This window comes from Denitrobacterium detoxificans, from assembly GCF_015062615.1.
GTDB classification, from domain to species: domain Bacteria; phylum Actinomycetota; class Coriobacteriia; order Coriobacteriales; family Eggerthellaceae; genus Denitrobacterium; species Denitrobacterium detoxificans_A.
The window spans coordinates 421,072-437,846 of the sequence record NZ_SUUH01000002.1 but is presented as its reverse complement, the minus strand read 5'-3'; the positions used below and the strand labels follow the sequence as shown (position 1 = coordinate 437,846).

Genomic DNA, 16,775 nt, shown 5'->3' with positions numbered 1-16,775 from the left:
TCCTTACATTACTTCAGACCGCGAAATCGCGTCGCGCATATCGGCGACAACGCGCGCGAGATCTTGATCGGACACTTTCATCTTCAACGCACGATCTAACCGCTTGGTCTTGCATGCCCGATCAAGACATGCGGCAGAACAGACATAGGCACCGCGGCCGGAAGCACGCCCCGTTGCGTCGAACGAGACGGCCCCCTCCGGAGAACGCACAACGCGATAGAGGGAATTCTTTCCCTGCTGCGCACCGCAGGCAATGCAGGTGCGCACGCGCTTTGCGCCGGCCGTTTGCATGTTGCCGTTCTGCCCCATAGGTGCTTCCGCCTACTCTTCCGACTGCGAAGCGTGGATGCCGCAGAAGTGGCTGCCCGGACGGGCATGGTTGCGGCAGCGAACGCCATCGGGGCTTACATATTCGCACAGGCCATCTTCGTCTTCAGCGACGTCTTCGTCGATGAGCACGTTGTCGACCGGCGCAGGCGAACCTGCAAAGGAAGCGGACTTGATATCGATGTGCCAACCCGTGAGGCGCGCAGCCAGACGGGCGTTCTGGCCTTCCTTGCCAATGGCCAGGGAAAGCTGGTCGTCGGGAACGACCACGGTGGCGTACTGGGTTTCCTCGTCGATTTCCACGTGGGAAACGCGCGCCGGGGAAAGGGCGTTACGCACGTACACGGCCGGGTCTTCGCTCCACTGGATGACGTCGACGCGCTCGTTGCGCAGCTCTTCGACCACCATGCGCACGCGGCTGCCACGGGGGCCAACGCAAGCGCCTACCGGGTCGAGGTTAGCCTCGCGGCTGTACACGGCCACCTTGGAACGAGCACCAGGCTCGCGGGCGATGGACTTGATTTCCACCACGCCGTCGTAGATTTCGGGAACTTCGATCTCGAACAGGCGACGAATGAGGTCGGGATGGGTACGGGACACCACGATGGACGGACGAGCCTGCTCGCCACGGGCCTTCACGTCTTCGGAGTTCGGGTTGCGCACTTCGATGATGAGCGTCTTCAGGCGCTGGTTGTGACGATAGCGCTCGTTCTTCGGGCGCTCGTTGCGCTCGTTGGGATAACGCGTCTTGTCGTAATGCGGCAGTTCCGCTTCCACGCCATCGCGAATCTTGATGATCGTGAAATCGGGCGTGCCCTGCAGTACGGTACCGGTGACCAGGTCGCCCACGCGCTTGCTGAACTCTTCGTAGATGGTCTGACGGCCAGCCTCGCGCACGAGCGTGGAGATGACGCTCTTGGCGTTCTGGGCGGCAATGCGGCTCACGTCGTGAGGCGTGACGTCGCGCTCTTCGAACTCGGTGTATTCGCCGGTTTCCTCATCGGGCTCGCCTACGGGCACGAGCTCGTACACGTAGATCTTGCCGGAGTTGCGGTCGATGGTGACGCGAGCGTCCCATTCCAGGTCGAGGATATGCTGATAGCTTTTCGCGAGCGAAGCTTCCAGACGCTCGATAAGATAGAACTCATCGATCTTTCGCTCGTGAGCGAGCATCTGCAACGCTTCAATCAGCTCTGAACTTGCCATAGCCGTTCGTCCTTTCCTCTATGCGTTGAAATCGATTTTGCCCTTTACGCGGGCACGTTTGATGTCTTCCAGCGGAATGGAGACGGACTCGCCTTCCGCTTCTACGATAACCGAGCCATCCTGGAAGCCGCGGAGCACGCCCGTCCACTTGGAGCGGCCGGAAACGGGGCCGCGGCAGGTGATGAGGACGTCTTCGCCCGCGAACTTGGTGAAATGCTCGGGCGTGCGCAACGGGCGGTCGATGCCCGGGGAGCTTACTTCGAGGGTGTAGGCACCGGGGAACGGATCGATGTCGTCCATGATGGCGCCAATCCACTTCTGGGCAGCCGCCAGCTGGTCGAAACCGACACCGGAAGGCGTATCGATGTACACCTTGATGGTGGGAGCCTTCTTGGCGCCCGCCACTTCCACGGTAACGATCTCGATGCCCGCCTGGGTAGCAGCAGGCTCGAGCGCCTCGAGCAGCGTTTCTTCCTTTCGCGTGAGCACGTTCGCACCTCCTGATCGTTTATCGCCCTAGAAAAGAAGAAAGCGGGACGAATCCCACTTTCCAACATTCCGAAAGTATTCCGTATGCGACTTATCGCAAACTCGAATATTTATACCACATTGGAATCAATTTGCCAATGCCATGGAGGTTTCACCACAAATTGCCCCAGCGGGCTAAGCAGGCCGCGCATCCTTCATAGACGACTTGTGGGCGTACATGCTCTCGTCGGCGACGATTTCGGCAGCCTCGAACGAACCATGCTCCTTCACGCTTGCCGACCCAACGGCAATGCGCATGGGAAGGGGTGCTCCCTCCCCCGCATTGAACTCGTCGAGCAGCTCGTTTAGGCCCACCAGGCACTCGCGGAAATCGGCAGCGGGATCGGACGTGCAGATGACGGCCGTGAATTCGTCGCCACCCTTGCGATAGCACCCGCCGAACTTGCCAAACGTACGGTTGATACAATCGACGGCAACGCATATGTAGCGATCGCCCGCCTCGTGGCCCAGCGTATCGTTGACGTTCTTCAGGTTGTTCACGTCAAGCATGCAGACCGCAGCGTCTTCCAGCTGCCCCGATTCGAACATGCTCTGCAGCTCTTCCTTGGCGTCGTTCCACGCACGCACGTTGCCAATGCCCGTAAGCGCATCGGTAACGGCGAGGTTGCGAATCTCGTCGATCTGGCTGGCGCTTACGGCATCGCTCTTCACGATCTTGCCGATGTGCATGTACACGATGAGAAGAGCCACGAGCAAGCCGAGGGATGCGAACATGCCCGGAGTGTAGAACGAAAAGCGAACGTACATGTACGCCACGAGGTCGACGACCGAAGCGGCGATGAACACCACGAGTGCATTAATGACGGAACCATGGCGCACGTAGTGACCCGCGCTCCGCTGCAGGCGAACGGTAGAGGCGATCATGTAGATGGCCAGGGCAGCCTGCAGGAGCATGGCCACACGCACGGCATGCATGGTGTAGTGGATGTCGAGTATGTCCGCCAGGTTCAAAACGAACGCTGCGATAGTCAATGCCATGGCAACGGAAAACGACGCCCAGACGTAGCGCTTGCGACGCTTCACCATAAGGGAATCGGCGAAAGCCACGAGCAGGTACGGCGCGAAGATCAGGCTGTAGCAATCGATGACGCGCCACAGCTGAATGCCGCCCGCAAGCAGGTACGGGATGAGCGTATGCATGGCAGCCCACACGCCCATAATAACGCTGAACAGGCCAAGGGATGCCAGGTTGAAGGCAATGTGACCGATATTTCGCAGGTAGAAGTGCATGCCAATGAGAACCGACCCAAGAAAGACCACGGCAAGGCACACGACACCCAGGGGTACGCCACGCAGGAAATGACGATGCACGTAATCATTCGCCGAGGATATTTCCATGGCCTTGAACTCCGACGAATTGTCGGCATACATGCCATTCACGTAGATGACGACTTCCGTACCCGCAACGGACTGGGGCAGGTCGATGAAGTGAAACGCGTACCCGTAGTTATGGCCCACCAACGGAGAACGTTCCGGCTGGAAGCTATAAACCTCTTCCCCGTTCACGTACACGATGAAATTCGTATTGCAGCTACAGAAGATAAGCTCGGAGCCTGGATTCAGCTCGTACGGAAGCCTGTTGTGAAGTATAACGTTATCGCCGTCGGATAGATTTGCGGCGCCAAGCATGGAAAGGTCAACGAGATTCCCGCCTTCGTCGGTCCAGCCCCTAGCAAAGGACGTCTGCACCGATTCGACATCGGCATCATAGATGTATTCGCTGGACGCAATCAACGACAGAATAGTAAGCACGCAAGCAACCAGGACCACCACGATGGCCTGGGCTCTAATGCGATATGAACGCATACTCGCAGACACAGGAACCTTTCCCCAAACAGCCCCACTTACATATCGTATTGTACCAAGCAACCCTGCTAGGAACGGGAGAGATGGCAATTACCGCCAAACGGAACTATACGCCCGCGTGGAGCCCGTCGGTGGTGCCCTCGCAAAGCACGACGCCATCCCCCGCCTCGTTCAGGCAGAAGCAAGCCGTGCGACGCGGATCCACCTTATGACCCGCAGGAGCCTCGACTTCCTTCAGGTAATACTTGGCGCCCTGCAGCAAGCGCACGTCGTCGAAGGTGATGTAGCCGCTCGCGTCACTGGTGGCCTCTGCGATAAGAGCATCGGCCGAACCATCGGAAGAAGCCATCCATAGGGCGTAGGTGGAGCCTTCCAGGCCCTCACCGCCTTCGCGCGAGACCTTCTGCACGCGCAGGCTCATGCCCTCGGTGGTATTGCGGAACACGGGAATGCTCACCACGCGGCCGTCGACCGTATACGTTTCCTCGGTCTGAAGCGAATCGTTCGCACCGTCGCCGTCTGAGTCGACCGCGGAAACCACCACGGTGTAGACGATCGTAGTGCCATCGTAGGTTACGCCCGAATCGGAACCGGCTAGCTCCACGATGCTATACGTATGAACGCCCACGTCATCGAGGGTATACTCAATGCCCAGAGAACCCTCCTCGAAGAAGGAAACCAGACCGTCGGCGTCGTTGGTGGCATCGGCCACCACGTTGCCGCCTTCATCAAGCAGCTGGAAGTGGAACGCACCCGCCTGCAGCGCAAACGAGCCATCGAGCGTCTTGTGCACCTGCGGATACACCTGCGTGGAAGCGGAGCCCTCGGTGTAGCCCATGAGCGAAAGCGACTGGTAGCCCAGGCGCTCAGCGTCGTTGTTGTAGAAGGCAACCGAATCCTCGCTCACCTGGGTGCGCTCGTCGGTACCGTCCTGCACGCTCCACGAGGCGGTCACGTTCATGGACTCGCTCACCGTAACGTCCACATAGTAGACGGCGGTGTCGCACGCGATGCTGCTTGAGCCCTGTACTTCCTCGATCCTGTAGTGATACGCGCCCGGCTGCTGATAGGCGATCTGAGGGAACGCGACCGTGGCTTCGCCCTGCTCGTCGAACGAGGCATTCGAGACGGTAACCGTAAACGCCTGACCAGCATCGATTACCTCACTCGAAGCGCCATACGAGGCGCTCTCGCCCGCGCGCTCGGAATAATCATCGTCCAGCGCGGTAAGGGTGAATTCGAACGTGGGGTTCACAGCGTCGCCGTAGTAGAACTTGGCCACCGAAAGCGCGTGCTGCGCCTGGAAATACGAATTCTCGAAGACGGGAGCATCGCTGGAGTCATCATCGTAGGAAACGGACGCCTGCAGATGCCCCACCCCATCATCGGCAACCGTCACGGTAGCGACATGGGTTTCGGAGGTGTACGTGTAAGCGCCCAGCGTATAGGTGCCATCGCCGTTATCGGTTGCGCCCTCGGGAATGACCTCGGCAATGCTATAGGTATACGTACCCGCCGCGCTGTACGAAAGCACGGGGAACGCAACGCTACCGTCGGCGGCATTCGAAACGGTTGCCGTGGTGCCAGCTGCATTATCCGAGGTGCCCTGCAGCGTGAACTGGAACTGGCCCGCCTGCAGCGCCGCGCCCGTGAGCTGCTTTTCGGCCGAGACCTGAGCATAGGCATCGCTTGCGCCATACGCGTTCGTGAACGTGGCTGCATCGGAAGACTCGTCATCGTATGAAACGGTAGCGCTCAAGTGGCCCGCGCCGTCATCGACGAGCGTAACGGTGGCGGAATGAACGGATGCGTCATAGGCAACGCCATCGAGCACGTATACGCCAGCCTCCTGCGTGGCGCCTTCGGGAATGACCTCGGAAAGAGCATACGTGAAGGTAGCAGTACGCGTGCCATCTGCGGCAACGGGAACATCAGCCACATCGTCCATGGTGAACGCGAGCGCATCGAAGGAAGCAATGCCACCCGTGGCGGCGGTGGCAGTTGCCACCTGCTCCTGCCCAGGCGCCGAACCCTGAGGCGAAAGCGTGAAGGCAAAGGCGTCCGATTCCGTCCAAGCACGGCCACTCAGCGTCTTTTCGACCTGAATGGTGGCCTGGGCATCACTGGTGGCGTAGCTATTCTGGAAGAGCGCGCTCGAGCCGCTGCCATAGGCGGCACTCACGGCAAGTGTACCGTCGCCATTGTCGAGCACGGTCACGACCACCTGCTCGACATGCGCATCGTACGTATAGCCATTCAGCACGTACGTGCCATCTTCCTGCAGCGTGGCGCCCTCGGGGACGTTCTCCACGATGGTATAGACATGCTCACCAACGTCAGAAAGCGTATAGGCAAGATCGGCGAAGGCGAAATCGCCGTTCGCGTCGTTGGAGACCGTCTGGCTGTCGATGCCCTCACCCGAAAGCGTGAACTGGAACTGCCCCGCCTGGATTGCACGGCCGGAAAGGTCCTTATGGCCCGTAAGCTGGATAGATCCGCTCGCGTCGTACGAGTTTGCGAACGCAGCGCCCGCAAAGACGTCTTGCCCGTCATACGTAACGCTCAACGTACCGTCGCCATTGTCTTCCACCTGGACCGTCACCGTTTCCACATGGGTATCGTACGTAACGCCCGCAACCGTTCCAGGAAGCTCGCAAATCTGATACTCGTGCGTACCCACGTCGGCAAGCGTATACGTGATGGGCGCAAACGACGCCAGGCCGCTCTCATCGTTGCGAGCCGTTTCCATAACGCCATCGCCCGAGAGCTGGAATGCGAACTCGCCCTGCTGGAGCGTACGACCCAGCAGCGACTTCGTAGCAAACAGGTTCGCGGAACCCGAAGCGTCGTAGCTGTTCACGAACACACAGCCGCTTTCGCCGTCGGAATACGCGGCGTCGACGCTAAGCTTGCCGAATCCGTTATCGGACACGGTTACGGTAACCGTATGCACCTGAGCATCGTAGGTAATGCCATTTTGCGTATACGTGCCATCGGCATTGAGCGTAGCGCCCTCGGGGACCACTTCGCTGATCGTGTACGTGTACTGCTTGCCAACATCGGCAAGACCGTACGAGATAGAGCCAAAGTCAATAGCAGCCGAAGAGCCGGAATCGGGCGTGATGGTCACGCTCGTCTGGCTGGGCATGGGCGTGCCTTCTGCAGCGCTCACCTGGAACGTGAAGCTATCGCCCTGCTGGAAGCTGCGTCCCGTAATCTGCTTTTCCGCAGACAGCTCAAGCGAACCCGTGGCGTTATACACATTGGTAAACGTCACGCCATCGGCGTCGGTGAGCACCTGCGTGGCAAGCGTGCCGGTGCCCGTATCGGTCACGCGCACGGTCACGTCTTCCACATGCGTGTCGTACGCAATGCCATTCACGTCGGCACCCAGCTCGGAAACGTGGTAGGTGAAGTCGCGCGACGTTGCGCCCTGCAGATCGGCCAGGTCATAGGAAATGGCATCGAACGCAAACGCACCGTACTCGTCATTCGAGACCGCCTGAATGACGTTTCCGTCGCTATCGGTAAGCTGGAACTGGAACTGCCCCTGGGCAAGGCGCGCATTCTGCAGCACCTTGGTACCCGCAATCGCAGCCTGACCCGAAGCATCGTAGGTATTGGTGAACACCAATCGCTCGCCATCGCTGTATTCCGCCTGCACAGAAAGCGTGCCGTCGCCATTGTCGCTTACCTGCACGGTCACCGTATGCACGTCGGCATCGTTGGTGACGCCATCCATGGTCGCCTGCTCAACGACGGTATACACATACGTATTGCCCGCATCGGCCAACGTGAACGGAATGGCATCGAACGAGCAGCGCACGAAGCCCGCGCCTGGTTCGGGTGTAACGTTCACGGACGTTTGCGCAGGCAGCGGAGCCTGAACCGAGGCGTCGTTGGCGCATTCGCCCGACACCACGAAGCGGAACGAATCGCTTGCGCTAAACGTACGGCCCTCGATGTATTTCTCGCACTCGAGTACGAAAGAACCCGATGCGTTGTACGCGTTCGCAAAGGTGGCAGCGGAAGCGCTGGCATCGCCATCGTAGACGGCGCTCGTGGAGAGCGCGCCCGTGCCATCATCGGTAACGGTAACGGAAAGGCGATGCGTGGACGTGTCGTACGTAATGCCATCGAGCGTGGGGGCTTGCGCGCTCACGCCTGCGGGCAGATCTTCGGAAAGAGTGTATTCGAATGTCTTGGTACGCGTACCATCTACGGAAACCGTCGCATCGGCCATATCGTCGAGCGTGTAGGAAATGCTGCTGAACGCAACGGAGCCAGAAGCGTCGTTCGTGCCGGAAGACACCACGTTGCCCTGGCTATCGCGCACGGTGAAGCTGAAGGCGCCTCCCTGTAGCGTCATGCCATCAAGCGTCTTGATTGCCTGCGGGGTATACGAACCCGTGGCAGCATACGCATTCGAGAACAGGGCGGAACCATGCTCGTACGTGGGCATGGCAACAAGGTGACCTTCCCCATCGTCAACTACTTCCACGGTTACCTGTTCCGAATGGCCGTCGTAGGTATAGCGGTCATATGTGTACGTGCCGTCGCCATTGCTCGTCGCCCCTTCGGGAATGACCTCGCGAATGACGTAGGAATACGTTCCTGCCTGCGTGTACGTAATATCCGAGAAGTTCACCGTGCCATTCGCCGCATTCGACACCGTTTCGATCACGCCAGATGCATCGGAAAGCTCGAATTGGAACGCGCCTTCGCTCGGCGCAACGCCATTGAGCGTCTTCATAGCCGAAAGGGCAACCGAGCCCGTGGCCTCGTAGGCATTCTGGAACGTCGTGCCGCCGCTATACGAAACGTCGGACACCAGATGGCCCGCACCGTCATCGGTAACGACCACGGTTACGTCTACGCTATGGCCATCGTAGACGTAGGCGCCCTTCTTCCACAGGTTCTGGCCTTCCACCTGCGTGGAACCTTCGGGGATGACCTCGGTGATGGTGTAGGCGTACGTGCCCGCTTGCGTATAGGAAACGGCATCGAAGCTCACCGTGCCATCGGCGGCGTTCTGCACCGTCTGCAGCGTGTTGCCCGAGGCGTCCTTCAACACGAAGCTGAACTGGCCTTCCTGCAGATCGCGGCCGGACAACTGCTTGAGCGCCTGGAACGTGGCGCTACCCGACGCACTGTAGGCATTCTGGAATGCAGCCGAACCATCGTCGTAGGTAACTTGCGTAGAAAGCGTGCCGTCGCCATTGTCGGAAACGGATACCTCCACGCGCTTCGACGACGTGTCGTACGTATAGCCAGCCTGCCCGTCGTTCACCTCGGACACGTAGTACACGAACGTCTTGCCCGCGTCGTCTTGCGTGTAGGCAATGCTATCGAAGGCAACGTTACCCTGGGCGTCGTTGGCCTTGGTCTGCAGCACAGCGCCCGATTCGTCGGTAAGCACGAAGCTAAACTGACCTTCGGCAAGGGAATGGCCGCTTACCGTCTTGGAGGCCACGATGGAGGCGCTGCCGCTGGCCACGTACGTGTTGGTGAAGTCGAGCGACTGCGCATTGTCGGAAGTGGTTACGGAAAGCGTACCATCCCCGTTGTCGGCCACGTTCACCACCACGGTATAGGCCTGATCGCTGCTCGTAACGCCCGCAGCGTTCACGGAGCGCTCAGTTACGGTATAGACATGCTCGCCCACGTCGGCAAGGCCGTAGGTTATGGCAGGATAGGAAATCTTGCCCGTCGCATCGTTGTACGCCGTAGCGATGACCTGGCCATTCTCGGAAATATCGAAGGCAAAGGAATCGCCGTCGGCAAGCGCGCGACCCTGCATGGTCTTCGCGCCCGCGAACTGCACCGAGCCGGAAGCGCTGTACGTGTTCACGAATTCGACCTGGGAAACCTCCTGGTCGTCGACGTAATACGTGGGCGTCACGGAAAGCGTGCCGTCTCCGTTGTCGGCGATGGAAAGCGAAACGGTATGCGTGCGCGCGTCATTCGAAACGCCACTCATGGAAGCCGACTCGGTAACGACGTAGGTATAGGTATGGCCCACGTCATCCAGGTCGAATTCGATGGCGCCAAACGAGAAGGCGGCGCTCGACCCCTCCTGGGGTGTAATGGTAACTGTGTTCGTTTCGGGCATGGGCGCGCTCGAAGCATCGGCGCCCGTGGCCTGCAGGGTGAACGTGAGAGCATCGGCCCCGGTAAAGGACGCATTCTGAAGCGTCTTCACGCCATCGAGCGTAAACGACGCCGAGGCGTTGTACGCATTGCGGAACACCCAGCCATAGATGTCGCACAGATCCTCGTTCGTAACAATGCTCTGGGAAGCGGAATCGTACGACACCTGCACGTACGCCCATTCGGAATGGGCATCGTAGGTCACACCGTTCAGCACGTAATGCTCGCTATCCACCTGCACGGCCCCATCGGGAATGACCTCGAACAGCTGGTAGATATAGCTCTTGCCAACGTCTTCGAACGTATAGGAATCGATATTGCTGAAGGAGACGACGCCCGAATCGTCGCAGGTTGCCGTACCAAGCGTTTCAATGTAATTCCAATTCTCGTCGTACTTCACCACGACGAACTGGAACTCGCCGGGCACGAGCGTACGGCCCGAGAGCACCTTGGTAGCGCTCAGCGAAAGCGATGCGCTGCCCGTGTAGGCATTCGAGAAGGCATACGTGGCTTCCCCACCGCTCGTTGCATACGTAGGCGTGGCGACAAGCTGGCCGCTTCCGTCATCGGCAACGGTAACGGTGACCGATTCCTCGTGTGGATCGTAGGACACGTTGGCATACGAATACGAGCCATCGGCGTTCTGCGTGGCACCCGCGGGAATGACCTCGCGAATGACGTAGTCATACGCGCCTTCGGAGTCATACGTGATGGCATCGAAGGAAACGTTGCCATCAGCGTCGTTGGATGCAGTTTGCAGCACGTTGCCGTTGGCATCGACAAGCTGGAACTGGAACTGACCTTCCTGCAACGTCATGCCGTCAAGTGTCTTCGAAGCGCCCAAAGAAAGCGACGTGCTCGTCAAACCGGTGGTGGAATTGCTGAAGACAACCGAGGAGGCAGAGCCATCGTCGTAGGTAACCGAAGCAGCCAGCTCCTGGGAATAGTTCTGCACCGCGGCATAGACGTTCACGGTCATGGTATGTACGGTTCCGTCGTAGACCACGCCGCCATACGAATACGTGCCATCGCCATTATCGGTGGCCCCGCTGGGAATGACCTCGCGTATGTAATAGGTGTAGGTTCCCTGCGTGCGATAGCTAATGTCCTCGAATGAAATGGAGCCGTCGGCATCGTTCGATACCGTCTGCAGCACGTTGCCATACGCGTCGAGCAGCTGGAACTGGAACTGCCCCTCCTGCAGTGTCGCGCCGCTCAGCGACTTGCTTACGTGAGCCTGCGTGGAGACCTTCTGGTAGTGTTGATCGACGGACTGCCAGACGTCATGCCATTCGCCCGAGCTGCTCACGACTTCCTTGGCCACGACCCAGCCCGCCGAGGTGGACATCACGTTCACCGTGCCGTTCGGCGCCAGCAGCATGCCCGCAACGGAGCCGATTAAGTTTACGGTGGTGGCATTCGGGAGATTCCACACCAGGTGCTGGGCAATGGGCTCGTCGGCGGCATTCGTATTGTCGCTCCAATACGTCACGCCATCGATGGTCATGCTGAACTTCTGCAGGTTGACGTCGCCCGACCTCGTGAGGTTGATAACCACCGTCTGGTCGGAATTGCATTTGATGTTCAGCGAGCCGCTCTGATTGGCCAGGTAATCGTAGTAGACACTATCGAGGTTCAAATAGTAGGTGCCCGACCCATACGAGGTAACGTCGATGACGTAATTCGTCGTCATGTGGTCGGGATCGCTGCCATCAGTGCAGGGAGTAGGCAAGGCGCCCACGATGGAATTCTTGCTGGCGAACTCGGCCGACTTCGTCGCCGCATCCGAAAGCATCGAGTTCACGTACTCGTTCACGTCGGCCAAGGACGTATCGTGGAACGTAACGTTACCGTTCGAAAGAATGTACGGGTCGTTTTCGGCGGGCGTGTACACGTCGGCGTCGCGGCCCTTGATCATGAACGTCTTCACGATGGTGCCGTATTCGGCCGTGGGCCACCAACTGGTCTGGCCATAGTACGAGTTGGCAAGCGTGCCAATGAACCAAGGCTGGCGGTCGTCGCCAGCCGTAAGGTCATTGCCCGACTGCTGGTCCTGATACAGCACGTTCACGGCAGCGTTCGTTTCGGATTCGACCATTTGCCACGTATCAGCCACGATGCCGAAGTAGCGAGCATTGCCCAGCACGTCCACGTAGGTAAGCTGCTCGCCCACCGCGTTGTACTTCGTAGCCGTGCCACCCGAGGTGATGGAAATGATGGAATTGCTCGTCGTGCTGAAGGACAGGCTTTCCTCGCCTTCCACGCGCGCCGAATCGGCGGAAACGCCTTCGACGGAAATGTCGGAAGCGGTAATGCTGGTAGCCTCCTGCGTGCTCGCGGCATCGGCCATTGCTGCTTCCGAAAGCACGAGGTGGTTGATTTCGATGCTGCTCGCCGATTCGGACGTGACGCCCAGATCGTCGGAAAGCTGCGCATCCTTGAAGGCGACGCTATAGGAAACGGACCCCGAAGCGGGTTCCACTTCCACGTAGGCATCTTCGGTGGCATTCCCGGACTCATCGGTTTGGGGAACCATGAAGGCAACGTCGAACAGAAGCGTGTTTTCGCTCGTGTACGCATCTTCGTCACCAGAGGAAGATACCGTGTCGTTGAGCGCTTCCATATACGCGCCATAGTTGTAGCCCTGGGTCTCGCTTGTTACGGGCGTAACCACAAGCTGAGCGTTGTCGGGAATGGCCGTTACGTCCTCGAGCGTGGCGGTAACGGTGTACTCATCGCTCGTATACGTGTATACCGACTTCGTAAAGGATTCGGGAGAAGCGGCGTCGGCAACGCTGGAAGACGCGGCGGCATCACTGGAATCCTGCGCCACGGAAACGGCTGCCGAAGAGGCAAGCTGTTCCGATTCCACCTTGCTCGTTTCCACGGAAATGGAAAGGCCGCTTACCACGTTCTTCGCAGCAACGGTATACACGCCATCGGAATCGGCCTGCAGTTCCTGCGTGGCGCCGTTCAGGCTCATGCTCACGCTTTCAACTTGGTAGCCGCCATCCGCCTGCACGGTGAACTCCAGGTCCTTCTTCGCGGGAGCATCAAGCTTCGTACTCGGCGAAGAAACGGTCTGACCAAGGCATTCGATGTACGCATCATTCAAATCGAGGCCCACGCTTACGGTCGAGGAAAGCTCAAGCGCGGGAGAATCGCCATCACCATCGGCAAAGCTCACGGGTATCTGCAGCAAAATGAGCGCAAGGGCGAGCATAGCCGCGGCTACGCGACTTGAAAAAGACCCCCGTTTGAACAACGTCTGTATCATCTCCACCTTTCGAAGAACACCTACCCTGCAACGCGCTTGGCACTTACGATGAGCCTATTCGAGCTCGAGCAGGTGCTAAGAGTGACAATCTGATCGTTTCCAGTAACCGTGACGCCAGTGTCGTACACCGAGGAAGCGGCAAGCTGCTGGACGTAGGCGTCGAACACGTCCTTGTCGGTGAAGCCCACCATGTAGGCATCATCGGAAGGGTCGACAACCTGCACGGCAAACACCTGGTAGCGGAAGGTGCCTTCCGCGGTATACACGGTGAACATGCCGCCAGAGGACTGGTAGAAATCCTGGTCAAGAAAGCTCGAAAGGGTTCCGAACATACTGTCGTCGGCCATATTATGTGCATAGACAATAGCATGCAGATCATTGGTAATGGATTCGTTGCGATAGTCCAGGAAGACGGCGCCATCCACGGAAGATGCGCCCGTTGCATCGAACGACAGGTAGTAATCGTTGTCAGATGCCTGCATGACGGGGTAGTTAATGGCGTCGAGCCCGTCGACGGTAATCCATGCCACGGCACCGGGGTAATCGGCGGAAAGCGTAGCGAAGTCGATGGAATCAACCTCGGCCGCATACGATTCGCGCAATTGCTCGTACACGCCGTTCGCCTGGGTATAGCCCATCCACTTCCATGCAAGCCAGGCGCAAGCGGCAAGCACGCACGCGGCTAACACGATCTGGGCGATCGTGATTCCCCGTCGTATGGATTGCTTTGCCGTCATGCGAATGAGCTTCCTTCCCGTAACCTTCGACCTAGCGCAACTTCGTCTTCTTGACCAAGCCGAGCACAATGATGAGCGCCACACCCACCGCGGCGAGCGCCGCGACGAGGCTCAGGGGCGTCTCGTCGCCCGTCTTGGGGGCCACGACCAACGACTGCGACGAGGGGCTACTGCTGCCATCCGCGTCGCTGGAGACGGTGACCACCTGCTCGGTGTAACCCGACTTGTCATACACGTTCACCTGGTACGACTGCACCAGTTCGGAGTTGCCATCGCTGGTGCCCGAAACGATTTCGATGCCCTCTTCCTCGGAGGGCTTCACGTAGAAGACCACGTCATCGGCCTTGGAATACCCCTCGGGGGCAGAGACCTCGCGCAGGATGTAATGTACGTTCACGTCGAGCTTCTTGCTTACGTGATAGACGGATTCAGCCGTCGTCCAATCGGCCACGACCTCGCCCGTCTCGGCATTGATGATGGCCATCTGCGCGCCCACGACCCAGTCGTGCGTGTCAACATCGAGCTTGGCCACCGAAAGATGCGTAGCATCGTCGGAAACGACCACGGGAGCGTCCACGGTTTCGGCATGCGCCAAAGCTGGAAGCGAAACGATGCACAAGGCGCAAGCCACGGCCGCGGCGAAAGCACCAAGCGCGCGACGAACGAGCGCAATCGCATGAACCTTCATCTGCTGCTCCATCCTATGCCACCTGCCCAGAAGAGGCGAGCGCCGGAGACCCGCCGCTGGGGCCGTCGTCATCATCGTCGTCGCCCTTCCTGCGCGCCCTGGCGAGCAGCAGCAGAAACGCGACGATGATCGCAAGACCAATGGCTATGCCTGCGCCAAAGGGCGCGTATTCGGTAATCGTGGTGAAGACGTCCGCCTGGGCGCCAGAGGCGAGCGGCGAGGCGTCCTCTTCAATGCGCTCGGACTCGCTATCATTCCCCTCTTCGTTAGTAATGAGCGAACCAGATGCGCCCGAAATAACGTTGTAGTTGTTTGCGCTGGAAAGCTGGCCACTCTCATCGGCCGAGCCGATAGAAGAGGTAACCGAGGAAGCCGACGCAGATCCACCGGAGCCAGAGCCCGCGTCGTACTGCACGCGCAGACGATTCACGACAGTGCCCGCAGACAGCGCGTCGTTAGCGTTGCGATAGTAGACCGTATACGTCGTCTGCATCGAGAAGAAGTTGTGGCTGATGGGATCTTCCTGCCCGTCGAGACGAATCCATTCCGAGCCGTCCTGCGTAAAGGACGCCTCGGTCGTGATTTCCAAGTTTTCCTCATCGCCGAGACTCGACGTGTATTCCTTGCTGCAAATGACGGAGCCATCGATGACGTTGACGTAGTTCACCGTAACCTGGTACTCGCTTGGTGTCACGTAGCCATCGGGCAGATAGTAGACGTCAACAACGGGGTTCTCGCCCGAATCGTAGGTGTAGGCATACAGGGAAACGCTTCCCGCAAGCGCATACGTCGTGCCGTCGCTGGCGGTATAGCTCGACGGGGGCTCGACCGCTTCCCCGCCCTTGTAGGCAATAGCGGTTTGCTGGCCCAGCACGCGAGAATCATCGCTCGTGCGCTTCGAGGAGTCTATGAGGTTGAAGGTAACCTGCACCGACCCGGCATCGGATTCCTGCTGCTGGTAGTAGAGAGTGTACGTGGCCGAACCCGTGGTAACCCCATCCAGCTGTGCATCAAGCATGAGCACGTTGTCGGTGAGCTTCGCCGACGTTGCAGCATCGCCGCCGGCAAACGCATACGAAACCGAGGCATCCTGCGATTGCAGATACATAACCTGAGGCGCGGTATAGGCGTACGAGCCCGTGACGGTCACGTAGTCGGACGCCAATACGGCCTTCGTGCCCGCATCGACCAGATTGATGGTGGCAACGTAGTAGCCGCCCAGAAACTCGCCTGCCTCGGCAATCTTGCGGCACGAAACCACGAAGTCGCGCTGACCGGGATTGGAAGCGGAAACCGCGCTGCCAAAGAAGATGACGCGATAGACCGAACCATCGTCACCCACAATGGCCGAGGGAACGGAAACGGTACGCGTCTCGCCCGACTGAATGCCCACGATGCCCTGCGTGGCAACCGTCTCGCCCGTCTCGGCATCCACATAGCTAATGGAGCCATCTACGGAACCCTGCACGGAATACGACTCGTAGGCGTATTCCAGAGCACCACTCGCCGTGTTCACCTTCACCTGGCCAGAAGCGGTACGCGCAAGGCGATACGAAACGCCATCGACGTACATACTCTCCTGGGGCGTAAACACGCGCGCTTCGGAATCGGAAAGGGTGCGCAGCGCAATAAGCTGCGGCTCGCCACCATCGAACGTGGCGTATACGGGATATGTGGTTCCCTCGTACAGCAGCTGCGTCTGTTCGCGATCGGCATAAGCGCGAACCGTATACGAAGACTCGTACGATTCGATATCAAGATCCACGATTCCCGCTTCTTCGCTGGAAACGAGCGTCTGCTTCAGGTGGCTCACGACGGTCTTGCCATCGCAAACGGCTTCGACATATAAGACATCGCCCGCAGTACCGGAAACGGAAAGAACGGGCACGGAGCCCTGCGTGACATAGGAATCGGCACCACTCACCGAAAGGCCATCCTGGGCATACGCCTGCCCAGTTGCGAAAACGGAAGCAGCGAACAAAGCCGCGAATGCAACCGTTGCTAAGAGCCTTCTAACCAGAGTCATTCAGTGCCT

The 16,775-nt window shown here is 59.0% G+C and carries 8 protein-coding genes; all 8 read right to left on the bottom strand.

Annotated elements, in window-relative coordinates; genetic code table 11:
* Positions 1 to 3: 3 nt before the first annotated feature.
* Complete coding sequence (rnpM, locus tag E7002_RS04565) at positions 4 to 309, bottom strand: RNase P modulator RnpM (RefSeq protein ID WP_240480559.1); 306 nt, start codon at positions 307 to 309, stop codon at positions 4 to 6.
* 12 nt (positions 310 to 321) lie between these two features.
* Positions 322 to 1,533, bottom strand: coding sequence for a transcription termination factor NusA (gene nusA / locus E7002_RS04560; protein WP_303727681.1), 1,212 nt, complete (start codon positions 1,531 to 1,533; stop codon positions 322 to 324).
* 18 nt (positions 1,534 to 1,551) lie between these two features.
* Positions 1,552 to 2,022, bottom strand: coding sequence for a ribosome maturation factor RimP (gene rimP / locus E7002_RS04555; protein WP_066662725.1), 471 nt, complete (start codon positions 2,020 to 2,022; stop codon positions 1,552 to 1,554).
* A gap of 174 nt (positions 2,023 to 2,196) precedes the next feature.
* Positions 2,197 to 3,900, bottom strand: coding sequence for a diguanylate cyclase (locus E7002_RS04550; RefSeq protein ID WP_303727680.1), 1,704 nt, complete (start codon positions 3,898 to 3,900; stop codon positions 2,197 to 2,199).
* Positions 3,901 to 3,994: 94 nt separating this feature from the next.
* Positions 3,995 to 13,261, bottom strand: coding sequence for a Spy0128 family protein (locus tag E7002_RS04545; RefSeq protein ID WP_303727679.1), 9,267 nt, complete (start codon positions 13,259 to 13,261; stop codon positions 3,995 to 3,997).
* A 74-nt stretch (positions 13,262 to 13,335) separates the two neighbouring features.
* Complete coding sequence (gene srtB / locus E7002_RS04540; protein ID WP_303727678.1) at positions 13,336 to 14,052, bottom strand: class B sortase; 717 nt, start codon at positions 14,050 to 14,052, stop codon at positions 13,336 to 13,338.
* A 31-nt stretch (positions 14,053 to 14,083) separates the two neighbouring features.
* On the bottom strand, positions 14,084 to 14,740 hold the full coding sequence (locus E7002_RS04535) for a SpaA isopeptide-forming pilin-related protein (RefSeq protein ID WP_303727677.1): 657 nt from the start codon (positions 14,738 to 14,740) through the stop codon (positions 14,084 to 14,086).
* 13 nt (positions 14,741 to 14,753) lie between these two features.
* On the bottom strand, positions 14,754 to 16,766 hold the full coding sequence (locus E7002_RS04530; protein ID WP_303727676.1) for a hypothetical protein: 2,013 nt from the start codon (positions 16,764 to 16,766) through the stop codon (positions 14,754 to 14,756).
* Positions 16,767 to 16,775: the final 9 nt, after the last annotated feature.